Origin of the sequence: Brevibacillus sp. SAFN-007a (assembly GCF_051967035.1) — a bacterium.
Classification (GTDB): domain Bacteria; phylum Bacillota; class Bacilli; order Brevibacillales; family Brevibacillaceae; genus Brevibacillus.
On record NZ_JBQCKK010000015.1, the window covers coordinates 35,488 to 56,083 of the forward strand.

The 20,596-nt window shown below is 52.4% G+C and carries 24 protein-coding genes and 1 other annotated feature; of the genes, 22 read left to right on the forward strand and 2 right to left on the reverse strand.

What is annotated here, in order from left to right; translation table 11 throughout:
- Window positions 1-60 precede the first annotated feature (60 nt).
- The 7 genes from ACTHO6_RS15610 (at window position 61) to rsmI (ending at window position 4,811) form a co-directional block, all read left to right on the forward strand.
- Entirely contained in the window at window positions 61-507 is a 447-nt protein-coding gene (locus tag ACTHO6_RS15610; RefSeq protein WP_440242707.1) for a YaaR family protein, read from the forward strand.
- 16 nt (window positions 508-523) lie between these two features.
- The gene (gene holB, locus ACTHO6_RS15615) at window positions 524-1,507 is read left to right on the forward strand and encodes a DNA polymerase III subunit delta' (RefSeq protein WP_440242708.1); all 984 of its coding nucleotides are present in this window, start codon (window positions 524-526) and stop codon (window positions 1,505-1,507) included.
- A gap of 3 nt (window positions 1,508-1,510) precedes the next feature.
- Window positions 1,511-2,326 carry a PSP1 domain-containing protein gene (locus ACTHO6_RS15620; RefSeq protein WP_440242709.1) on the forward strand — a complete coding sequence of 272 codons (816 nt, stop codon included), beginning with the start codon at window positions 1,511-1,513 and terminating at the stop codon, window positions 2,324-2,326.
- 28 nt (window positions 2,327-2,354) lie between these two features.
- Complete coding sequence (gene yabA, locus ACTHO6_RS15625) at window positions 2,355-2,726, forward strand: DNA replication initiation control protein YabA (RefSeq protein WP_440242710.1); 372 nt, start codon at window positions 2,355-2,357, stop codon at window positions 2,724-2,726.
- Between the two features lie 180 nt (window positions 2,727-2,906).
- Window positions 2,907-3,674 (forward strand): tRNA1(Val) (adenine(37)-N6)-methyltransferase, encoded by a 768-nt coding sequence (locus ACTHO6_RS15630; RefSeq protein ID WP_440242711.1) that lies wholly within the window; start codon window positions 2,907-2,909, stop codon window positions 3,672-3,674.
- Entirely contained in the window at window positions 3,649-3,924 is a 276-nt protein-coding gene (locus ACTHO6_RS15635; protein ID WP_440242712.1) for a GIY-YIG nuclease family protein, read from the forward strand. The genes ACTHO6_RS15630 and ACTHO6_RS15635 overlap by 26 nt, the downstream gene beginning before the upstream one ends.
- On the forward strand, window positions 3,921-4,811 hold the full coding sequence (gene rsmI, locus ACTHO6_RS15640; RefSeq protein WP_440242713.1) for a 16S rRNA (cytidine(1402)-2'-O)-methyltransferase: 891 nt from the start codon (window positions 3,921-3,923) through the stop codon (window positions 4,809-4,811). The genes ACTHO6_RS15635 and rsmI overlap by 4 nt, the downstream gene beginning before the upstream one ends.
- Window positions 4,812-4,961: 150 nt before the next feature.
- Here rsmI and ACTHO6_RS15645 read toward each other — a convergent pair whose 3' ends face one another.
- Window positions 4,962-5,213: an AbrB/MazE/SpoVT family DNA-binding domain-containing protein gene (locus ACTHO6_RS15645; RefSeq protein ID WP_055746082.1), complete on the reverse strand. Its 252-nt coding sequence runs from the start codon at window positions 5,211-5,213 to the stop codon at window positions 4,962-4,964.
- A gap of 423 nt (window positions 5,214-5,636) precedes the next feature.
- Window positions 5,637-5,896: a binding site (T-box leader), on the forward strand.
- Here ACTHO6_RS15645 and metG point away from each other — a divergent pair.
- The 11 genes from metG (at window position 5,866) to spoVG (ending at window position 15,559) form a co-directional block, all read left to right on the forward strand.
- The gene (gene metG, locus ACTHO6_RS15650) at window positions 5,866-7,974 is read left to right on the forward strand and encodes a methionine--tRNA ligase (protein ID WP_440242714.1); all 2,109 of its coding nucleotides are present in this window, start codon (window positions 5,866-5,868) and stop codon (window positions 7,972-7,974) included. It overlaps the preceding feature by 31 nt.
- A 27-nt stretch (window positions 7,975-8,001) precedes the next feature.
- Window positions 8,002-8,772, forward strand: a complete 771-nt coding sequence (locus ACTHO6_RS15655) for a TatD family hydrolase (protein WP_005830491.1) — start codon at window positions 8,002-8,004, stop codon at window positions 8,770-8,772.
- A gap of 368 nt (window positions 8,773-9,140) precedes the next feature.
- Window positions 9,141-10,238: a ubiquitin-like domain-containing protein gene (locus ACTHO6_RS15660; protein WP_440242715.1), complete on the forward strand. Its 1,098-nt coding sequence runs from the start codon at window positions 9,141-9,143 to the stop codon at window positions 10,236-10,238.
- Between the two features lie 150 nt (window positions 10,239-10,388).
- Window positions 10,389-10,937: a ribonuclease M5 gene (gene rnmV, locus ACTHO6_RS15665; RefSeq protein ID WP_440242758.1), complete on the forward strand. Its 549-nt coding sequence runs from the start codon at window positions 10,389-10,391 to the stop codon at window positions 10,935-10,937.
- 3 nt (window positions 10,938-10,940) lie between these two features.
- Window positions 10,941-11,837 (forward strand): 16S rRNA (adenine(1518)-N(6)/adenine(1519)-N(6))-dimethyltransferase RsmA, encoded by an 897-nt coding sequence (gene rsmA, locus ACTHO6_RS15670; RefSeq protein WP_440242716.1) that lies wholly within the window; start codon window positions 10,941-10,943, stop codon window positions 11,835-11,837.
- Window positions 11,838-12,125: 288 nt separating this feature from the next.
- A complete protein-coding gene (gene veg, locus ACTHO6_RS15675) occupies window positions 12,126-12,398 on the forward strand; it encodes a biofilm formation stimulator Veg (protein ID WP_005830485.1) in 273 nt (90 codons plus the stop codon).
- A 118-nt stretch (window positions 12,399-12,516) separates the two neighbouring features.
- Window positions 12,517-12,696 carry a small, acid-soluble spore protein, alpha/beta type gene (locus tag ACTHO6_RS15680; protein WP_440242717.1) on the forward strand — a complete coding sequence of 60 codons (180 nt, stop codon included), beginning with the start codon at window positions 12,517-12,519 and terminating at the stop codon, window positions 12,694-12,696.
- Window positions 12,697-12,926: 230 nt separating this feature from the next.
- Window positions 12,927-13,805 carry a 4-(cytidine 5'-diphospho)-2-C-methyl-D-erythritol kinase gene (ispE, locus tag ACTHO6_RS15685; protein ID WP_440242759.1) on the forward strand — a complete coding sequence of 293 codons (879 nt, stop codon included), beginning with the start codon at window positions 12,927-12,929 and terminating at the stop codon, window positions 13,803-13,805.
- 55 nt (window positions 13,806-13,860) lie between these two features.
- On the forward strand, window positions 13,861-14,694 hold the full coding sequence (purR, locus tag ACTHO6_RS15690; protein WP_440242718.1) for a pur operon repressor: 834 nt from the start codon (window positions 13,861-13,863) through the stop codon (window positions 14,692-14,694).
- Between the two features lie 6 nt (window positions 14,695-14,700).
- On the forward strand, window positions 14,701-15,084 hold the full coding sequence (locus ACTHO6_RS15695) for a RidA family protein (protein WP_440242719.1): 384 nt from the start codon (window positions 14,701-14,703) through the stop codon (window positions 15,082-15,084).
- Window positions 15,085-15,271: 187 nt separating this feature from the next.
- Complete coding sequence (gene spoVG, locus ACTHO6_RS15700; RefSeq protein ID WP_005828662.1) at window positions 15,272-15,559, forward strand: septation regulator SpoVG; 288 nt, start codon at window positions 15,272-15,274, stop codon at window positions 15,557-15,559.
- 56 nt (window positions 15,560-15,615) lie between these two features.
- Here spoVG and ACTHO6_RS15705 read toward each other — a convergent pair whose 3' ends face one another.
- Entirely contained in the window at window positions 15,616-16,626 is a 1,011-nt protein-coding gene (locus tag ACTHO6_RS15705) for a CobW family GTP-binding protein (RefSeq protein WP_440242720.1), read from the reverse strand.
- 195 nt (window positions 16,627-16,821) lie between these two features.
- Here ACTHO6_RS15705 and glmU point away from each other — a divergent pair, with 195 nt between their 5' ends.
- The 4 genes from glmU (at window position 16,822) to pth (ending at window position 20,559) form a co-directional block, all read left to right on the forward strand.
- On the forward strand, window positions 16,822-18,207 hold the full coding sequence (gene glmU / locus ACTHO6_RS15710) for a bifunctional UDP-N-acetylglucosamine diphosphorylase/glucosamine-1-phosphate N-acetyltransferase GlmU (protein WP_440242721.1): 1,386 nt from the start codon (window positions 16,822-16,824) through the stop codon (window positions 18,205-18,207).
- 22 nt (window positions 18,208-18,229) lie between these two features.
- Entirely contained in the window at window positions 18,230-19,180 is a 951-nt protein-coding gene (locus ACTHO6_RS15715) for a ribose-phosphate diphosphokinase (RefSeq protein ID WP_440242722.1), read from the forward strand.
- Between the two features lie 92 nt (window positions 19,181-19,272).
- Window positions 19,273-19,878 (forward strand): 50S ribosomal protein L25, encoded by a 606-nt coding sequence (locus tag ACTHO6_RS15720; RefSeq protein ID WP_440242723.1) that lies wholly within the window; start codon window positions 19,273-19,275, stop codon window positions 19,876-19,878.
- Between the two features lie 111 nt (window positions 19,879-19,989).
- Window positions 19,990-20,559: an aminoacyl-tRNA hydrolase gene (gene pth, locus ACTHO6_RS15725; protein ID WP_440242724.1), complete on the forward strand. Its 570-nt coding sequence runs from the start codon at window positions 19,990-19,992 to the stop codon at window positions 20,557-20,559.
- The last annotated feature ends 37 nt before the right edge of the window (window positions 20,560-20,596 follow it).

The following is a 20,596-nucleotide window of genomic DNA, read 5'->3' on the forward strand; positions in this document are numbered from 1 at the left end:
GTTTATACTGGATCTCATAGGGGAAAAATCCTCTACTGATCGGTTCTGTGGGGTGGCGTGATGAAAATCGGCGACGGGCTAAGACCTAAGCTGGACATGGTAAAAGCTGCGGATTCGCGAAGAAATCCTCAGCTCGAAAAGCTGAATTTTGGCACGATGATGCAAGGAGAAGACGAGCGCATGTCTCAGGAGCTGCTCAACCGGCTGCTCGGTGACATTGACAGGATGGGGCAAATTCTCGCCAGATCCCGCTCGGTTCGCGACTTCTATTCCTATAAAAATCTCGTCAAACAGTTCATGGAGGAGGCCGTCAAGTACGGTGTCGCTCTCGACGACAGACGAGGAATGAATCGGCGAGGCCGCAGCAGGCTGTACAAAATCGTCAAACAGGTCGATGCCGAACTGTTGCGTCTGACAGACGAGCTGCTTAGCGATCAGGCGCCGACGATTGATTTGTTGGCCCGGATTGGCGAAATCCGCGGCATGCTGATTAATTTGTATTTTTAGTGGGTGTGAAACCATTATGACATGGACCCGGTTTTCTCAGCAGCAGCCGCGCGCTTCTGAGTTGCTGTACCATAGCCTGCTCAACAACAGACTGGCGCACGCTTATTTGCTCACCGGTCCGAAGGGAGCAGGCAAAAAGCAGATGGCCCTGCATCTGGCGAAGTCCCTTTTTTGTCCGGAAAGGGAAGCGGACGCCTGCGGGGCCTGTGTTACATGCAGGCGGATTGAAGGGGGCAACCACCCCGATGTGTTGTTTGTGACACCGGATGGAGCCTCCATCAAAATCGACCAGATTCGTGCGCTGCAAAAAGAAATGGCAATGCGTGCGGTAGAATCCCCGTACAAGGTGTATATCGTGGAACACGTCGACAAAATGACGATCCAGGCTTCGAACAGTCTGCTGAAGTTTTTGGAGGAGCCGCCCGCTGGCGTGCTTGCCTTGCTTTTGACGGAACACAGCCACTCGATCCTCCCGACGATTTTATCCCGATGCCAGATCGTTCCGTTCTCGCCACTGGCTGCGGAAACGATCGCCGAACAACTGCGGTCAGATGGGGTTACGGCCGGATTGGCGCAGGTTGCCTCCCACATTACGACAAATGTGGAAGAGGCCAAGGCACTCAGCCAATCAGAATCGTTTGCACAGCTAAGAAATCTAGTGATACAATTGAGCCATGAGTGCAAACAGCGTCATTCGTCTGCGCTCTTCACCATCCATGATATGTTGCAAAAGAGCGACAAAATCAAAGAGGAACTACCCCTCTTTTTAGATTTGCTCATCCTTTGGCTGCGCGATATCCTGTATGTGCAAGTAGGCAGGCATGCCCATCTCATTAACAGCGACCAACAGGATGTGCTGCAAGGACAAGCACTGGTATGGACAAAAGCTGAGCTCTTGCATGGGATAGATTTGGTCATGGATACGAAAAATCGGATAGAGCGAAACGCCAACGCACAGTTGGCTCTTGAGCGGTTGGTTCTTCAATTCCAGGAGGGATAACCCTTGTATGAGGTTGTTGGGGTCCGCTTTAAAAAAGCGGGCAAAATATATTACTTCGACCCTGACCGACTGCCGATAGAGAAAGACTGCACCGTCATCGTCGAGACGGCAAGAGGGGTCGAATATGGCAAGGTCGTCATCGGCAAAAAGCAAGTCGCTGAGTCCGATGTAGTATTGCCGCTCAAAAAGGTCATTCGTATGGCGGACGACAAAGATGCAAAGCAAGTGGAGGAAAACAAGCAAGCTGCCAAGAATGCCTTTGCCATATGCCAGACGAAGATCAAGGAGCACAAGCTTGATATGAAGCTGGTCGATGTGGAGTACACATTTGACCGCAACAAGATTATTTTTTATTTTACCGCAGACGGCAGAGTGGATTTCCGCGAGCTGGTAAAAGACCTCGCTTCCGTGTTCCGTACGCGCATTGAACTGCGTCAGATCGGGGTGCGTGACGAAGCGAAAATGTTGGGCGGCATTGGCCCCTGTGGCAGGCTGCTTTGTTGTTCGACATTTCTCGGCGATTTCGAGCCTGTTTCGATTAAAATGGCCAAAGACCAAAACCTTTCGTTGAATCCAGCAAAGATCTCCGGCCTGTGCGGCCGCTTGATGTGCTGTTTAAAATACGAGAATGACAACTACGAAAGCACGCGTGATGAAATGCCGGATATCGGCAAAATGGTCACTACCCCGATGGGAAATGGACGAGTCGTTTCCGTCAACGTTCTGAATCAGTCCGTTCAGGTGGAGCTTTCGATCGACAAACGCATCACGGAATTCGGTTTGGATGAGATTGCGATAGGGCTCCCCACCTATGAATAAAGTGTGGGGGTAGGGGAGAGGTGAGCTAGTGGACAAACGGGAAATCTTCGTCAAGATGGCGAGCATTGAAGAACGAATTGGGGACCTGTACAAAGAGATCGGTGAGTTGAAAGATGTCATCGTCGTTTTGATGGAGGAAAACGCCCAATTACTCGTTGAAAACCAGCATCTTCGCAACCGACTGGACAAGAAAAAAACTGGCTCCCCGGTAAAACAGAAGGGGGCAAACCCTGTCGCCAAGGAGAAAACGAAAAAAGCCGTGGTCGGGGAAGGGTATGATAACCTTGCCCGGCTGTATGCAGAAGGATTTCACATCTGCAATGTGCATTTCGGCAGTCTGCGCAAAGAAGGGGATTGCCTGTTCTGTCTCTCGTTTTTGAGCGGCGGCCCTCAAAAATAAAGGTGACAAGCGATCACCGCATGGAGAAAGCGACCTGTGCCACGTGTCAGGTCGCTTTTTCCAAAACAAGATGGAGAAAACATGGCTGCGCCAAGCCAGTGGCGCAGCCTTCGTTGCACGGATACTGGATAAGAATCCGATCCATTCTTATCTGCACAATAAAGGAGTAGGGTACAAAGGATGGAACCAGTCATCAACGTGCCGCTCTATGAGGCGGAGCGCATTGACGATCTATTGACACATGAAATGAAAATTATTCAGAGCCATGAGGTGTTCTGTTTTTCGATGGACGCGGTGCTGCTGGCTCGATTTGCGTCCGTTCCCAAGCGCGGAAGAGTGCTCGATATGTGTACAGGCAACGGAGCGATTCCGCTGATTATGACGACGCGTACGCCGGAAGCCCGTTTTGATGGCATCGAAATTCAGCAGCGGCTGTTCGACATGGCGAGCCGAAACGTGAAGCTCAACCGCTTGACGGACCGGATCGAGATGCACCACGGAGATGTCAAGGAAGCCGTATCCCTTTTCGGTCACGGGACATTCGACCTGATTACGTGCAATCCGCCCTATATGCCTGCAACCAGCGGGGAGAAAAATAGAAGCGAGCATTTTGCGATTGCCCGACACGAGATTTTGCTTTCGCTGGAAGACGTCATCCGGGTGGGCAGCCAGCTGTTGAAAAACGGCGGCAAGCTCGCTCTCGTCCATCGCTCGACCAGGCTGATCGATATTATTTCCTTGATGCGCCAGTACGGTATCGAGCCGAAGCGGATGCGGCTGATTTACCCGCGCAAGGATGCCGAGCCGAATATGGTGCTGATCGAAGGAAGCAAGGGCGGGAAGCCGGAACTGAGGATTCAGCCGCCGCTGATTGTCTATGAAAACGGTGAGGAATACTGTGAAGAACTGCAGGAAATATACTTTGGCAGACGAGATTCCCTCGCATAAGAGTCATTTTGTCTACATGCTGGCTTGTGCGGACGGCTCCTTGTATACCGGCTATACGACGGAGCTGCGGCGCCGCCTCGCGATGCATAACGAAGGCAAGGGTGCGAAGTACACCAGAGGGCGCGGGCCGTTATCGCTTGTCTTTTGGGAGGAAGGGCCTGATCGGTCCTGGGGCTTGAAGCGCGAGGAAGGAATCAAACGGCTGAGTCGCAAGCAAAAAGAACAGTTGATTGGAGGGACGCCGCGATGAACATACAGCGCAGTTTTGCGCAGGAGGAAACAGGTGTCCTGTATCTGGTGGCAACCCCGATTGGCAATCTCGATGATATCACCGTTCGTTGTCTGGAAACGCTGCGGGCGGTTGACGTGATTGCCTGCGAGGATACGCGTCAAACAAGGAAGCTGTTGAACCATTTTCAAATCGAGAAGCGCACCGTGAGCTATCACGAACATAATAAGGAAGCGAGCGGCCAGGGACTTTTGCAGTGGCTGGCGGAAGGAAAACAGATCGCGCTGGTGAGCGATGCCGGGCTTCCGGCGATATCCGATCCAGGGGCTGAGCTTGTGCGCGACGCGGTTGCAGCCGGATACCCCGTCGTTCCGGTGCCAGGCGCAAATGCAGGGCTGACGGCATTGATCGCCTCGGGGCTGCCGACAGACCGATTCGTGTTTTGCGGCTTTATCGGTCGGGAAAACAAGGAGAGGCGCGAAGAGCTGGAACGACTCAAGCGCTACCCGGAGACGCTGATTTTTTATGAAGCGCCGCATCGCATCGAAAAGACGATAGCAGCCATGCGGGAAGCGTGGGGGAATCGTCGGGCTGTGTTGGCGCGGGAGTTGACCAAGCGCTACGAAGAGTTTGTTCGCGGCACGTTTGATGAACTGCTGGAATGGCTCGGTCGTGGCGAAGTGCGTGGCGAATTTTGCGTGATTGTCGAAGGCTTCACAGGCGCGGACACGGGCGAACCAGAAGAGGAAAGCAGCTGGTGGCAGCAGTTGAGCGTTGTTCAGCATGTCGATCATTACTGCGGGCAGGGCTTGAGCAAAAAAGAAGCGATCAAGCAGGCGGCAGACGATCGGGGCTTGCCCAAGCGCGATGTGTATAACGAGTACCACCGCGACCAGGAAGACAAGTAAAAGGAGTAGGAAGCTGACCGGACCAGGTCGGCTTCTTCTTTTTGGCCGATCGACCCGCGAACGACGCCGGCCATACAAATAGCCTTCGCAAGGCTTGTCCCTGTGCGAAGGCATATCGTATGTAAATCAGCTACGTATGGAGTTCTGTGTTTAGCGTTTGACAACAGGCATTTCGCTCAGGCAATCCTGGCACACGATTTTGCCTTTAAAATGAGATACTTTATCCGCATTTCCACAGAAGATGCACGCAGGCTCGTATTTTTTCAGGATAATGCGCTCGCCATCCACGTAAATTTCCAAAGCGTCTTTTTCCGCAATACCCAGTGTGCGCCGCAATTCGATCGGAATAACGACACGACCCAGTTCATCTACTTTACGAACAATCCCGGTTGACTTCATCATAGTAAATTCTCCTCTCATGTCTTCATATGTCGATGCTATTGGTAAACGCTCACTATTAATCGTCAATATTCGACATTTTTCTGTTGGCATTATCATACCAGCGATTCCCAAAGGTGTCAACATCATTTTGACAAATCTTTGAAAAGAAAAGTGTTTTTTGAAAGCGGAAAGGCTGATATATCAGTGTTTCCCAGGAAATCAGGCACGAGATGGAAAATTTTATAGATCAAGTGAACTGGTAGTAATACGCAGGGAGTCCGTCACTTTATGTCGAATGAATCCGAGTCGATTCGACAAAAAAGCCTGCTCTTCTCTTTTTTGACTTTTCCTTCCTGAAAGAAATTCGTAGCCGTTGTGCCTTCCTGGATGTTTACAAAACAAGTCGGTCGTGTACAATAGAGGATAAATGAGGGAATTCCATAGCAAACGACCATGATGGGAAGAGTAAGCCGATCCTCCTTATTCCAGAGAGCCGGGGTAGCTGAAAACCGGCATAAGCGAGCTGGCTGAACATGGCCCCGGAGTCTTGCAGATGAACAGCCACGGGATGCATGAACCGTGCCCAGTAATTTGTGACGTCCGCCCACGTTACGGGCAGAGTCTGTTTTGGACTCACCAAGTCCGTTGTCCGTGAGGAGGGCGGAGCATTTGGGTGGTACCGCGAGTTAGAGCTCGCCCCAATTTTTGGGGTGGGCTTTTCTATTTTTCTAAACGTTATCAGGAGGGGTTAGGTTGCATGAAACCGACATATTACATCACGACACCGATTTATTATCCGAGCAACAAGCTGCACATTGGCAATGCCTACACTACGATTGCTTGTGATGCTCTGGCGCGTTACAAACGTTTGCGCGGCTACGATGTCTACTACCTGACAGGTACGGACGAGCATGGACAAAAGCTCCAGGAGCGCGCAGCCGAAGACGGCAAACAGCCGCTGGAGTTCATCGATCCGGTCGTCGACTGGATTCGCGACCTGTGGCAAAAGCTGGACATTTCCTACGACGATTTTATCCGCACGACGCAACCGCGCCATAAGGAAGTTGTGCAAAAGGTGTTCCAGCGTCTGCTCGATCAGGGCGACATTTATTTGGGCGAGTACGAGGGATACTACTGCGTACCGGACGAGGCTTTCTGGACCGAGACTCAATGTAAGACCGACAAAGGCTACTTTTGCCCGGATTGCGGTCGCGAAGTGAAAAAGGTGAAGGAGAAAAACTACTTCTTCCGCATGTCCAAGTATCAGGACAGATTGCTCGCGCACATCGAGGCCAATCCTGACTTCATTCAGCCGGAGAGCCGCCGCAACGAGATGATTAACAACTTCCTGAAGCCGGGTCTCCAGGATTTGTCCGTATCCCGCAGCACATTTGACTGGGGAATCAAAGTGCCGAGCGATCCTGAACATGTCATTTACGTCTGGATCGACGCGCTGACCAACTATATTTCCGCACTGGGCTACTTGTCCGAGGACGACAGCAAGTACCGCCGTTTCTGGCCGGCCAATGTGCACATGGTCGGAAAAGACATTTTGCGTTTCCATACGATTTACTGGCCGATTTTGCTGATGGCGCTTGATATTCCGCTGCCGAAACAAGTTTTTGGCCATGGCTGGCTGTTGATGCCGGATGGAAAAATGTCCAAATCCAAGGGCAATGTCATTGATCCGAAGCTGCTGATTGACCGCTATGGCTCCGATGGCGTGCGTTACTTCCTGCTGCGCGAAATCAACTTCGGCCAGGATGGCGTTTTCACGCCGGAATCGTTCATTCAGCGTCTGAACTACGATCTGGCAAACGACATTGGCAATCTGCTCAGCCGCACCACGACCATGATCGAAAAATATTTCGATGGCATCGTGCCTGCCGCACAAGACGCCGGAGAGCCGGATGACAGTCTGATCGGCCTGGCGATGAAAACAAAGGCGCTGGTCGAAGAGCATATGGAAGAAATGCGTTTTTCCAACGCGCTTGCCCACATCTGGGAGCTGATTGGACGCACCAACAAGTACATTGACGAGACCATGCCGTGGAATCTGGCAAAATCCGAAGAAACCCGAGGACGTCTGGCAACCGTCATGTACAATCTGGCGGAGAGCATCCGCATCGTCTCCGTTTTGATTCAGCCGTTCATGACCAAGGCTCCGGCAAAAATCTGGGACCAGCTCGGAATTCTCGGCAACGAGCAGGCAACAAGCTGGGAATCCGCAGGCGTATGGGGCGGATTGCCTGTCGGAAGCACGGTCAGCCGCAAAGAACTGTTGTTCCCGCGTCTGGACGTGCAGGCGGAGCTGGCCTTCATCGACGAATCGACCGCGGAAGCGCGCCGCCAAGCAGAGGAAAACAAGAAAAAGCAAGAAGCCTGGAAAGGGGAAGCACCTGTGAACGAAACGACTGCCAACCAAGCGGAAGGGACAGAAAAACCAGCGGATGCTAAAGAAGAGATCGGCATCGACGATTTTGGCAAAGTAGAGCTGCGCGTGGCGCAAGTAGTCGAATGCGCGAAGCATCCGAATGCCGACAAGCTGCTGGTCTTGCAGCTGGATCTCGGCTATGAGAAGCGCCAGGTCGTTTCCGGCATCGCGAAATACTACACGCCGGAAGAAATGGTCGGCAAAAAAGTCATCCTCGTCGCCAATCTGAAGCCGGTCAAGCTGCGTGGCGAACTGTCGCAGGGCATGATTTTGGCAGCGTCGGCAGGCGATCAGCTGACGTTGGCAACAGTCGATCCGAGCATGCCGAACGGAGCGATCGTGAAGTAACGAGGGCTGGGAAAGGAAGGACCTATTTTGTTATTCGAAACGCATGCGCACCTGAACGCGAAGGAATTCGACGAAGATCGCGAGGAAGTCATTGCCCGCGCGCGGGAAAACGGCGTCAGCACGATCGTGAATATCGGATTTAACGCCGAAACCATCCCGACCTGCATGGAGCTGGCGAAAACCTATGATTTCATTTACGCTGTCGTAGGCTGGCACCCGCAGGACGCCAAAGATATGACAGACGAACATCTGGAATGGATCGAGGAGCTGAGTCGTGATCCGAAAGTAGTGGGACTGGGCGAAATGGGCCTGGACTACTACTGGGATACGTCGCCAAAAGACGTGCAGGCAGAGGTGTTCCGCAAGCAGATTCGGCTGGCGCGAAAGCTCGATATGCCGATCATCATCCACAACCGGGACGCGCATCAGGACGTTTTGACGATCCTCAAAGAAGAGAAGGCAGCGGAAGTCGGGGGAATCATGCACTGCTTCTCGGGCAGCTGGGAGACAGCGAAGCAGGCGCTGGACATGAATTTTTACATTTCGTTCGGGGGTCCGCTGACCTTCAAGAATGCGAAGCAGCCAAAAGAAGTAGCGGCCAAAGTACCGCTCGACAAGCTGTTGATAGAAACAGACTGCCCGTACCTCACTCCTCACCCGTTCCGCGGCAAGCGAAATGAGAGTGGATACGTGCGCTACGTCTGCGAGGAAATGGCGAACATTCGCGGCCTGTCTTACGAAGAAATGGCGCAAATCACGACGGAAAACGCAAGGCGTCTGTTCCGCCTTCAACCGTAAACAAACCGCAAGCAAAACCGGGAAATCACGACCTGTCACGTGATTTCCCGGTTTTTTGTTCCGCGATCTTGTTGTTCTACTCGTTTTTGGCGGCGCATACCTTGAACAATGTGTCGAACGATTATTGTCCATCCGACACGGCTCCTCGACAGGAATCCGCTACCATTCGCCATCTGGTTTTTGCTAGTCTGTTAGCGTTATCGCTCAGCCAAGGGAGGGTGAATTTGACAAAGCCGGGAAAGTGACATACAATCAAAACCGACCTTGCGAAGTACTGGCCACTTCCAGAATATTGGTGCAATTACATCGACCCTTACCTGGCTAGACAGGAGAAGCCTCGTGCTTTTCTAGGAAAAGGAGTGTGGGAAATGGAGTTACGCGCGATATGGGATAGGTATAAGAACCGGGGGCTTGTTCTTTTTGGCATCCTCTCTCTTATACTCATTCCCATGATTGGCTATTTCTCTGCCCAGGCTACCCAGCCAAAACAGGTCATTTTTTCGTTGGACGGAGAGAGCCAGACGGTAGCTACCAAAGCAAGAACCGTTGAGCAGTTCCTCACCGAACGAAACATTACGGTAACGGAAAAAGATTTCCTTCAACCGACACCTGAGACGAAGTTATCAGACGGAGCAACGATTACTTTACATACAGCCTGGTCCATTTCGGTCCAGGTTGACGGGCAGACCAAAACGATACAGACACGCAGTCGCAATGTGGCTGACGCGTTGAAGGACAGCGGCATTACGCTGGGGGAAAAGGACCGGGTGGAACCGGCCTTGACCGCCTCGCTGACCAAAGACGCTACGATCCGCATCAAGCGTGTCGTCGAGAAGATGGTACAAGTCGAGGAGCGAGTTGCTTTTCAGGAAATACGCAAAAACGACCCAGCGTTAACAAAAGGCACGTCCCGTGTATTGCAAAACGGGCAAGAGGGTAAGGCAATTGCACACTACAAGCTGGTCATGGAAGACGGGAAGGAGGTCTCCCGTGAACTGGTGACCAGAGACGTGCTCGTGCCAAAGAAAGACCAGGTGGTAGCGGTTGGAACAGCATCTCCTTCGCTGCAAACCAACGATCCGTCGCAACGGGTCCTGGTCGCTTCTGCATCGGGCATGGTCTCGCGTGGTGGAAAAGTATTTAGGCCGAAAAAAGTACTGAACGGGGTTACCTTGACCGCCTATTCCCCTGCCGGGGGAGGCAAACATCCGAGTTCGCCAGGCTACGGCCGTACGGCGACGGGCGTAAAGGCAAAGGCAGGTCATACCATCGCTGTAGATCCAAAAGTGATTCCGTATGGCTGGTGGGTTTACATCGAGGGCGTTGGGTATCGCCGGGCAGAAGACACAGGTGGAGCCATGCGCGGCGGAAAAATTGACGTGTTTGTCAGCACAGAGGCAGAGGCCGTTCAATTTGGCCGCAAGCGCAACCGAACCGTCTATATCATTGGGCCGCACAAACCGTAGGACAGGGGCGAACGCTCCTGTCTTTTGTCTTTGGCGTTTGGGGAATAGTCGTGATAAGCTGTTGAATAAAGAGACGGATTCTAGCGCAGAAACGTTTCGCCAATCGAGGGTAGTTTCAAATGCAACCTTGTACGAAAGTGGGAGTACATGATGAAAATAAAAGAAGTGATCGTGGTGGAGGGGAGAGACGATACCGCCGCGATCAAGCGAGCGGTTAACGCGGATACGATTGAAACAGGCGGCTCCGCCATTCACGCCAGAACGATCGAAAAAATCCGGCTGGCGCAGCAAAAGCGCGGCGTCATCATTTTTACTGACCCGGATTATCAGGGAGAGCGCATCCGCAAAATCATCAGCCGATCCGTGCCTGGCTGCAAGCACGCTTTTATCACCCAAGAGGACGGCACGAAAAAGGGCGATATCGGAGTAGAGAACGCTTCGCCTGACGTCATTATTCGCGCGCTGTCGGAAGTACGCACAGAGATGGCCGAAACGGCCGGAGAAATTACGGCTGACGATCTGCTGGAAAACGGGTTGACGTCAGGAAGCGATGCCAAAGAGCGGAGAATCAAACTGGGAGAAGCATTGGGCATCGGATACGCCAATGCCAAGCAAATGCTGCAACGGCTCAACGCCTTCCAGATCAGTCGCGCGGAGTTCGAGGCGGCGATCGAAGCCATCAACAAGGAGAGGGAGTAAGCAATGACGCAAGCAGCGGGCAAGGATATTGCCACACCTACGCGAACGAAAGAAATTCTGGAGAAGTACGGCTTCTCGTTTAAAAAGAGCTTGGGACAAAATTTCCTGGTAGACACGAACATTTTGCATCATATTGTGGCCGAAGCGGACCTGACAAAGGAAAAAGGCGCGATCGAAATCGGCCCAGGCATCGGCGCTCTGACCGAGCAATTGGGACGAGCAGCAGGCAAGGTCATGGCGATTGAGATTGACCAACGGCTCCTGCCTATTTTGCAGGACACCTTGTCGCCGTATGAAAATATCGAAATCGTGCATGGCGACGTGCTCAAGCTGGATCTGAAAGCGCTGATCCAAGAGAAGCTCTCCGGGGTAGAGAAGCTGAGTGTCGTAGCCAACCTGCCGTACTATGTCACAACGCCGATTCTGATGAAGCTGCTGGAAGAACGATTGCCGCTTGAGAACATTGTCGTGATGATTCAAAAGGAAGTGGCTGAGAGAATTGCAGCCAAGCCGGGAACGAAAGACTATGGCTCTCTCTCCGTGGCGGCACAATTTTATGCGGAAACAGAAGTGGCGATGATTGTCCCGGCCAGTGTGTTTATTCCTCGTCCAAACGTCGACTCTGCGGTGATCCGGCTGACAGTCAGAGAGCGTCCGCTTGTCGAGGTGGACGATGAGGACGTGTTTTTCCGCGTGGTGCGCAGCTCGTTCGCCCAGCGTCGAAAGACCTTGTTGAACAACCTGCTGAACGGTCTGTTTCTAAAAACACAGAAGGATGAAGTAATACAGATGCTCGACGACATCGGCATTGACCCGACCCGACGCGGTGAAACCCTCAGCATTGAAGAATTCGCCCGCCTAGCCAACGAAGGCTTGCGGCGCGGGCTGATCGCGCATTAGACAAGCCTCTCCCCCGTTTTTGGGCTGAAAAAGCCAAAAGCGGGGGTTTTTTTGTCGATTCAGAAGGAAAAAGGGCAGCCCTGGCGGCCAGGCTTTCGCCCCAAAGCGTTGCGGAAGCAAGGGTTTGGAAGGGCGCGCCTAGACGATGCCAAAGTGGCGACAATTATCTACTTTTTTGATGAAAAAAACCCCGTTGACAAAATATCTGCAGGGTTGCTATAATTTTTTATTTCTTTGACAAAATATATGTGAGCTGTTATAATAGATGTAAGCGAGGTGGATGGAACAATGGCAAGAAACGCGTTACTTGACATTAAACGCAGTTTAGACGGGCACATTGGTGAGCGCATCCTTCTGAAAGCCAATGGAGGTCGCCGCAAAACCGTCGAACGAAGTGGCATCCTCGAAGAAACATACCCATCTGTGTTTGTGGTAAAGCTTGACGACGATCAGCTCTTTGAGCGGGTCTCTTACAGCTATGCTGACATCTTGACGGAAACAGTAGAGTTGACGGTGTGCCGCGAAAACGAGCACATCCGCATCACATTTGTACAACAGTAGAGCCCTTGTGGGTTCTACTGTTTTATTTTTGGGATCAAAATATTGTAAATAGTTGGGTTTCAAATGAAAGGTCTGGACTTCGCATACACTATACCTGTCAACGGGAAGGGAGGATGCTATGGGTCGCAGACGAGGAATGATGTCGGAGCAGTTCAAGATGGAACTCGCCAAGGAGCTTGGCTTTTACGATAAGGTAAAGGCAGAAGGCTGGGGAGGCATCACGACGCGTGACGCGGGAAACATGGTGAAGCGGGCTGTACAGCTCGCGGAAGAGGCGTTGGCCGCAAGACGGTCATAGCCGTTTGTTGTGCGCAGGCGGACACACCCAATTACGGATCATACCAGACAGACCGTTGACAAAGCCGGGGCTTCCCGGCTTTTTTGCTGCTGGAATCCACTGCTGAATTTTCGAAATAACCATAATGATCGCGATCCTCTTCTTTTTAGGGGTTCAAGTGGCAGGGGAGAGAGGGGCTATGCTACAATAAGAGACTAGGAAATTTAGTAAAGTAGGCAGAGGTGAACAACGTGCGTATCTCGGTCAAAGCTCCGGCCAAAATCAACCTGACTCTTGATGTGCTTGCCAAACGGCCGGACGGTTATCACGAAGTGGAAATGGTGATGACTACCGTCGACTTGGCAGATCGTGTAGACTTGACGCTGCGCGAAGATGGTGAGATTACGCTGGACTGCTCTGCCAGCTTCGTACCGGATGATATCCGCAATCATGCTTATAAAGCGGCCGTGCTTTTACAAGAACGCTATCAGGTGCGCCAGGGCGTACAGTTGTATATAGACAAGCAGATCCCGGTGGCAGCGGGACTGGCCGGCGGCAGCAGCGATGCGGCAGCGACGCTGCGCGGCTTGAACCAGCTGTGGAATCTTGGCTTGACCGTGGACGAGCTGGCGGAAATCGGCGCAGAAATCGGTTCTGACGTTCCTTTTTGCGTCTATGGAGGAACGGCGTTGGCAAAAGGGCGCGGCGAGCAAATCACGCACCTGGGAACGCCTGCTTCTTGCTGGGTCATCCTGGCGAAGCCGCCAATCGGTGTGTCCACCCCTGATGTATACGGAAATTTGCGTGTCGACAAAATCGACAATCATCCCGATACAAAGCAGATGCTCCGGGCGGTTTCCGAGCAGGATTTTTCCTTGATGTGCCAGTCCCTCGGAAACGTGCTGGAAAACGTGACGCTCGCGCTCTATCCGCAAGTGCGGCAAATCAAGGAACTGATGATCGCTTCCGGAGCGGATGGAGTATTGATGTCCGGCAGCGGTCCGACGGTATTTGCCCTCGTACAAAAGGAAGCGAAAGTGCATCGGATCTACAATGCGCTCAGAGGATTTGTCAAAGATGTGTTTGTTGTCCGAATGTTAGGCTCCCAAGAAGGGGAAATACTTGCATGAACACGTATAAAAATGATACATTAGCAGCATAACATTCGGTTTTGGAGGAAGAGCCATGAAGAAATTGCGCAGAAGTGCACGTCTGGTTGACATGACGCAGCACTTGCTCGCCCATCCCCATACGCTGACTCCTCTCACTCTGTTTGCGGAACAATACGGCGCGGCGAAATCATCCATCAGTGAAGACTTGTCGATCATCAAGGAAGCGTTTGAGGTTCAGGGTGTCGGCTTGTTGAAAACGGTGGCGGGAGCGGCAGGCGGAGTGAAGTATATCCCCCAGGTAAAAATGGAAGAGGCCCTTCACTTCATGCGCGAACTGATCGGGCAGTTGGCCAATCCGGAGAGGCTTTTGCCAGGCGGATATTTGTACATGTCCGACATTCTCGGCAATCCGGCGACGATGGCGAAGATCGGCAAGCTGTTTGCCACCGCTTATGCGGACAAAAACGTCGATGTGGTCATGACGGTGGAGACCAAGGGAATTCCGCTCGCCTATGCGACCGCCATGTTTTTGAACGTGCCGGTCGTCATTGTGCGCCGTGACAACAAGGTGACGGAAGGCTCTGTGGTCAGCATCAATTACGTATCCGGTTCGAGCAAGCGGATTCAGACGATGTCTCTTGCCCGCCGCGGATTGGCCGAGCAGTCTCGTGTTCTGATTGTAGACGATTTCATGAAGGCAGGCGGCACGATACGCGGCATGATTGATCTGCTTCAGGAGTTCCGGGCGACGGTCGTGGGCTGCGGAGTGCTCGTCGAGACGACGGCAGATGTTTCCGAGCGTTTGATTGATGAATACGTGTCTCTTGCCAAGCTGCGGGATGTCGACTTCAAGGGCAAGCAGATTGAAATTGAGCTAGGCAGTTTTTTTGAAAATAGAGGGGAGTAGATCGCGATGGCAATCTCTTTTGTTTCCACTGACAAGGCTCCGGCAGCAATCGGCCCGTACAGCCAGGCTGCCAAAGTAGGTCCGTTTCTGTTTGCGTCCGGTCAAATTCCGCTTCGGGCAGACGGCACGCTGGTGGAAGGCGACATCGTGGAACAAACTCATCAAGTATTTTCCAACCTGCAAGCTGTTCTGGCGGAAGCAGGAGGAACACTTTCCAACGTGGTGAAGGCGACTGTCTTCATCAAGGACATGAACGATTTCGCGCAGTTGAATGAAGTGTACGCCCATTATTTTGGCGACCACAAGCCCGCACGCTCTACGGTGGAGGTGGCACGCCTGCCGCGCGACGTCAAGGTCGAGATCGAGATTGTCGCGTATATCGAGGCGTAATCGTACGGAAGTCCATAAAGGGTAGCTCGAAACAGCCTGATGCTCGTTGCATGAGGCTGTTTTGTTGTGCCGCGATCCCGAACCTATTTATATATTTTTTAAAAAATTGCATAACATCAGCAGGAATATTTACCCAGAGGGTGGAAATACTCCTAAACGCGTTTCATAGATAAAGGGAGTGAACTAGATGGAAGTTACAGACGTAAGACTGCGCCGCGTGAATACGGATGGTAGGATGAAAGCGATTGCATCCATTACAATTGACCATGAGTTCGTGGTTCATGATATCCGTGTCATTGACGGAAACAACGGTATGTTTGTAGCAATGCCAAGCAAACGTACACCTGACGGAGAATTTCGCGATATTGCCCATCCGATTTCTTCGACCACCCGCGAAAAGATCCAAGCTGCTGTCTTGACCGAGTATGAACGCGTGGGTCAAGAAGAAGAGAGCACGATCGAAGCGGGTGCCTAAATAGTGCCCCATACAAAAGCACCCTGTCAGTTTTGGCAGGGTGCTTCGGCGTCTGTCTACGTGTAACATTTGGCTACATTTCTTTTGATTTCCTCCTGATCCAATCCTTCCCCGATAAAAACGGCGACCAGTTTCGGTCCAAAGTTTTCAAACGGGAAGAACAGCACTTGATTGTCCGTGTGCTGAAAGGAAATCAGCTCCTTTTTTCCGTGGAAAAGCACGTATCCCTTTGCCCGATAGACATTTTTGGGCAAATCGTACAGAAAGTCCTCGAATTTTTTCTCGTCTACCGGTCCTGTGAAGGTGTAGGAAAACGTTTCGATACTATTGTACAGAGAAGGTGTGCTGGTTTTCAGGCCGAGCGATTGTTTGAGCCTGTCCATGGCCGACATGCGGCCGATTGTTTTTTGCACAGGGACAGCGGGCACAGCCTCGGTATCGCGCGCATGCTCGAATCGCTTGAGGGATTGCAGCCGATTGAGGTCGATATTCGCCTGAACGGCTGTGTGAATCGGTGCCTGCGGGTTCAGCTCGATCAGCTTCTTCTTGACGCGCTGGAGCTGTTCATCGCTGACCATATCCGTTTTGTTCAGGAGAATGAGGTCGGCGTACTTCACCTGGTTGCGTACCGTTTTGACCAGCGAGCCTGTGGAGGAAAAGCGCGAGTTCAGATCCAAAAAGCGGGACGCGTCCACGACGCTGATCGTGCCCTTCAGCTCGATGCGATCGTACAGCTCCGGGTGGGTCAGCGTGTCGATCACGTCGATCGGGTCTGCAACTCCCGTCGTTTCGATCAGGATGCGATCCGGCTGCAACGCGTTCAAAATGTCGCGCAAGCCTTCGGTCAGCTCCCCTTTGATCGAGCAGCATATGCAGCCGTCGAGCAGCTTTTTGACAGGAAAGCCAAAGCCTTGCAGCTGTTCGCCGTCGATATCTTCCTCGCCCATCTCATTCATCAGGACGACTACGTTTTCGTTCTGGACGCGTAGATGAGTCAGCCATTTTTGCAAAAGGGTCGTTTTTCCGCTGCCCAAATATCCGGTCAGCAAGTAGACATTTGCTGGCATTCCTTCCGGCCTCCTTTTCCAAACCTCTTTCGCCCATCACTATATCATTTTTTATCAGATTATTAAATGTTGTCTGTTAGATGAACAACTTTCAGGCAATGTCAGGGAAACGGCGATAATCCTGCATCGATTGTCTTGAAATCCACATATGATTAAGATATAGTCATTGTGGAACTTCTACGATGGAGGGTTGACATGTCTAAGATCCATGCCGTGGTTCTGGCCGCTGGTCAGGGTACGCGGATGAAATCGAAGCTGTACAAGGTCCTGCACCCTGTTTGCGGGAAGCCAATGGTCCAGCATGTTGTGGATACGCTTGGCTCTATGCAGGTGGAGGACATCGTTGTCGTCGTAGGTCATGGTGCTGACGCGGTCCGCGCCACACTAGGCGAGGGCGTCACTTACGCACTGCAAGAAGAACAATTGGGAACGGCACATGCCGTTTCGCAGGCAGCGCCGTTTTTACAAGATAAAGAAGGCACTACATTTCTTTTGTACGGAGATGTCCCTCTCTTGTCTGCACAGACGTTGTCCGCCTTGCTGACCTATCACGAAGAGCAGCAAGCGGCTGCGACTGTTTTGACCGCCGTGCTCCCCGATCCGACAGGCTACGGGCGCATCGTGCGCAACGAGGCGGGCGAAGTATTGCGAATCGTGGAACATAAGGACGCGACCGAAGCGGAACGGGCGGTCCGGGAAATCAACACAGGCATATACTGTTACGACAATCGTAAATTATGGAAAGCCTTGGCGGAAGTGAAAAATGACAACGCGCAAGGCGAATACTATGTCACAGACGTGATCGGCATTTTGCGGGAAGCAGGCGAAAAGGTAGTGGCGTTCGAAGCCGCTGATCCGGATGAAACGATGGGCGTCAATGACCGTGTACAGCTGTCGGAAGCCGAAGCGTACATGCGGAAGCGAATTGCCGTCAGCCATATGCGCAACGGCGTGACGATCATCGATCCAGCCTCTACGTATATTGAAGCAGATGTCGTGATCGAGGCCGATACGGTGATTCAGCCGGGAACGTTTTTGCGCGGGCGGACAACCATCGGTGCGAATTGCGTGATTGGGCCGCAGGCTGATTTGACAGATGTCCAGGTCGGCTCAGACGTAACCATTTCTTATGCGGTCTTGGTAGAAGCAAGTGTGGAAGCGGAATCAACCGTTGGGCCATTTGCCTACATTCGTCCCGGAACACAGATCGGCCGCAAAGCCAGGATCGGAGACTTCGTCGAGTTGAAGAACGCCAAAATCGGCGAAGGCTCAAAAGTACCTCACCTCAGCTATATCGGTGACGCGGAGATTGGCGATGGTGTAAACATCGGCTGTGGAACGATCACCGTCAACTACGACGGGGCCGTCAAGCATAAAACGACCGTCCAGGACGGGGCGTTCATCGGCTGCAACACCAATCTGGTAGCTCCGGTTACCGTTGGACAAAATGCGTATGTAGCAGCAGGCTCGACCATTAATCAGGATGTGCCAGACAATGCGCTTGCGATTGCACGCGAGCGTCAAGTGAATAAACTAGACTACGCTAGCAGAATGCCTCGCAAGGGCAAAAAGCAATCATAACGGGAGGTTCTAAGAGAAGATCATGGCTAATTACCGCGACCCCAAACTGAAGGTATTTACGTGCAACGCAAACCCTGAATTGGCAAAGGAAATCGCTGAACACATCGGCGTGCCGCTCGGTAACGCGCAAGCTGTGCGTTTTAGTGATGGCGAGTGCCAAATTAAATTGAACGAAAGCGTTCGCGGTTGTGACGTATTTGTTATTCAGCCAACGTCTGCTCCCGTTAATGAGCATTTGATGGAGCTTTTGGTAATGGTCGACGCATTGAAACGCGCTTCCGCAAAAAGCATCAACGTTGTCATCCCTTACTACGGCTACGCCCGACAAGATCGCAAGGCGCGCGCACGCGATCCGATCACGGCCAAACTGGTTGCCAACCTGATCGAAACCGCAGGAGCGCAGCGCGTAATTACCATGGATTTGCATGCGACGCAAATTCAGGGATTCTTCGACATCCCTGTCGATCATCTGCTGGGTGTGCCGATTTTGGGCAAGCATTTCTCCGAAAAAGGCTTGAAGGATATCGTCGTAGTGTCGCCTGACCACGGCGGGGTTACGCGTGCCCGCAAGCTGGCCGAACGTCTGGAAGCGCCTATTGCCATTATCGACAAGCGCCGTCCTGAACCAAACGTAGCGGAAGTCATGAACATTGTCGGTAACATCGAAGGCAAAACAGCGATCATTATTGACGATATCATTGATACGGCGGGAACGATCACACTGGCAGCCAATGCGCTCGTGGAAGCAGGGGCGCGTGAAGTCTACGCATGTTGCACGCATCCGGTGCTGTCCGGTCCTGCGATTGAGCGGATTGCCAACTCGAAGATCAAAGAGCTGATCGTCACCAATTCCATTCCGCTTACCCAAGAGCAACTGATTGACAAGATCACGGTTCTGTCCGTGGCGCCGATCATTGGCGAAGCGATCATTCGCGTACACGAAGAGCTGTCCGTCAGCAAGCTGTTCGATTAAGGAAAAGCCTCCCCTTTTTGGGGATTGAAATAAACCTCCTTTGGACAAGCTAGATAAGGAAACTTTTACTAGCGGTCCAAGGAGGTTTTTTTGTGGAAGCGATACAGGCTCACGTACGAAAACAGACGACAGGCAATTCTGTGAGGGTGCTGCGCCGCGAAGGCTGGGTGCCGGGTGTTGTGTACGGAAGCGATGTGACCAGCCAGTCGATTCAAATCCATGGACGCGAGCTGGATGCCGCCCTGCGCCAGCAGACGACAAACAAGCCGTTCCGACTGGTTGTCGATGGGACCACGCATGACGTGATGGTGAACGAATTGCAGCGTCATCCCATCAGGGGTCATGTTTTGCACGCTGATTTCAAGAAGATCGATATGAATGAAAAAATACACACATCGGTACCTGTGCTCATGACCGGCGATCCGGAGCTTGGCGTAGCGACGCTCGTGCGCCACAACGTCGACGTCCACTGCTTGCCGGGCAACATCCCGGAGTCTTTTTTGGTGAATGTCGACGGCTTCCACATTGGAGACGTCGTACTGGCCGCGGATCTGGAAGTTCCGGCGGGCGTAGAGCTTTTGGTTGAGCCTACGGAAGTGCTGATTAGCGTCCTGCCAGTGAAAGCCAAGTCCGAAGCGTCTGTCGAAGCGGAGCAAGAGGCGGAGGCCGTCGCGGAAAAAGCGGCTGCGACCGAATAAGGGAAAAAGTCGAATCATGGCGAAAGGGTCCGGTTGCGATACTGCCGGGCCCTTTTTCTTTTGTTCGCGATACCATTCTAGTACAATGGGAGAGAGTAGGAGGGAATGAACGTGAAAGTCATCATCGGATTGGGCAATCCAGGCAAAAAATATGAAGACACGAGACATAATGCCGGCTTTATGGCCATAGATAAGATTAGCGACAAATGGGGCATTCCCGTTGCGCAAAACAAGTTTCGTGCGCTTGTCGGAGAAGGCAGAGTGGAAGGCGAGAAGGTGCTATTGGTCAAACCGCAAACGTACATGAACCTCTCCGGGGAGTCGGTCGCCGAGGTGTTGAAATTTTACAAGCTGACTCCCGATGAACTGGTCGTGATTTTTGACGATCTCGACCTCCCGACCGGACAGTTGCGCTTGCGGGAAAAAGGCAGTGCGGGCGGCCACAACGGCATCAAATCGCTGATTCAGCACTTGGGGACCCAGGAATTCAAACGAATCAAAGTGGGGATCGGGCGTCCGGAGCCGGGGAGAAGCGTGAGTGATTACGTACTCCAATCGTTCCCTGCTGCGGAAAGAACGTTGATTCAGGAAGCGGTGGAGCATGCTGCCGACGCCGCGGTCATGTGGACAAGAGAGCCGTTTGTCAAGGTGATGAACCATTTCAACAGCTTGCAGAAATAAGCGAGGAGCGTAGCAGCCAAGAAGGGCGCAGACGTTT

Excerpts from the sequence above, each read along its gene's own strand:
- ACTHO6_RS15610 (WP_440242707.1), top strand. The coding sequence starts at position 61 with ATGAAAATCGGCGACGGGCTAAGACCTAAGCTGGACATGGTAAAAGCT.
- holB (WP_440242708.1), top strand. The coding sequence starts at position 524 with ATGACATGGACCCGGTTTTCTCAGCAGCAGCCGCGCGCTTCTGAGTTG.
- ACTHO6_RS15630 (WP_440242711.1), top strand. The coding sequence starts at position 2,907 with ATGGAACCAGTCATCAACGTGCCGCTCTATGAGGCGGAGCGCATTGAC.
- rsmI (WP_440242713.1), top strand. The coding sequence starts at position 3,921 with ATGAACATACAGCGCAGTTTTGCGCAGGAGGAAACAGGTGTCCTGTAT.
- ACTHO6_RS15645 (WP_055746082.1), bottom strand. The coding sequence starts at position 5,213 with ATGATGAAGTCAACCGGGATTGTTCGTAAAGTAGATGAACTGGGTCGT.
- ACTHO6_RS15660 (WP_440242715.1), top strand. The coding sequence starts at position 9,141 with ATGGAGTTACGCGCGATATGGGATAGGTATAAGAACCGGGGGCTTGTT.
- rnmV (WP_440242758.1), top strand. The coding sequence starts at position 10,389 with ATGAAAATAAAAGAAGTGATCGTGGTGGAGGGGAGAGACGATACCGCC.
- rsmA (WP_440242716.1), top strand. The coding sequence starts at position 10,941 with ATGACGCAAGCAGCGGGCAAGGATATTGCCACACCTACGCGAACGAAA.
- veg (WP_005830485.1), top strand. The coding sequence starts at position 12,126 with ATGGCAAGAAACGCGTTACTTGACATTAAACGCAGTTTAGACGGGCAC.
- ACTHO6_RS15680 (WP_440242717.1), top strand. The coding sequence starts at position 12,517 with ATGGGTCGCAGACGAGGAATGATGTCGGAGCAGTTCAAGATGGAACTC.
- purR (WP_440242718.1), top strand. The coding sequence starts at position 13,861 with ATGAAGAAATTGCGCAGAAGTGCACGTCTGGTTGACATGACGCAGCAC.
- ACTHO6_RS15695 (WP_440242719.1), top strand. The coding sequence starts at position 14,701 with ATGGCAATCTCTTTTGTTTCCACTGACAAGGCTCCGGCAGCAATCGGC.
- spoVG (WP_005828662.1), top strand. The coding sequence starts at position 15,272 with ATGGAAGTTACAGACGTAAGACTGCGCCGCGTGAATACGGATGGTAGG.
- ACTHO6_RS15705 (WP_440242720.1), bottom strand. The coding sequence starts at position 16,626 with ATGCCAGCAAATGTCTACTTGCTGACCGGATATTTGGGCAGCGGAAAA.
- glmU (WP_440242721.1), top strand. The coding sequence starts at position 16,822 with ATGTCTAAGATCCATGCCGTGGTTCTGGCCGCTGGTCAGGGTACGCGG.
- ACTHO6_RS15715 (WP_440242722.1), top strand. The coding sequence starts at position 18,230 with ATGGCTAATTACCGCGACCCCAAACTGAAGGTATTTACGTGCAACGCA.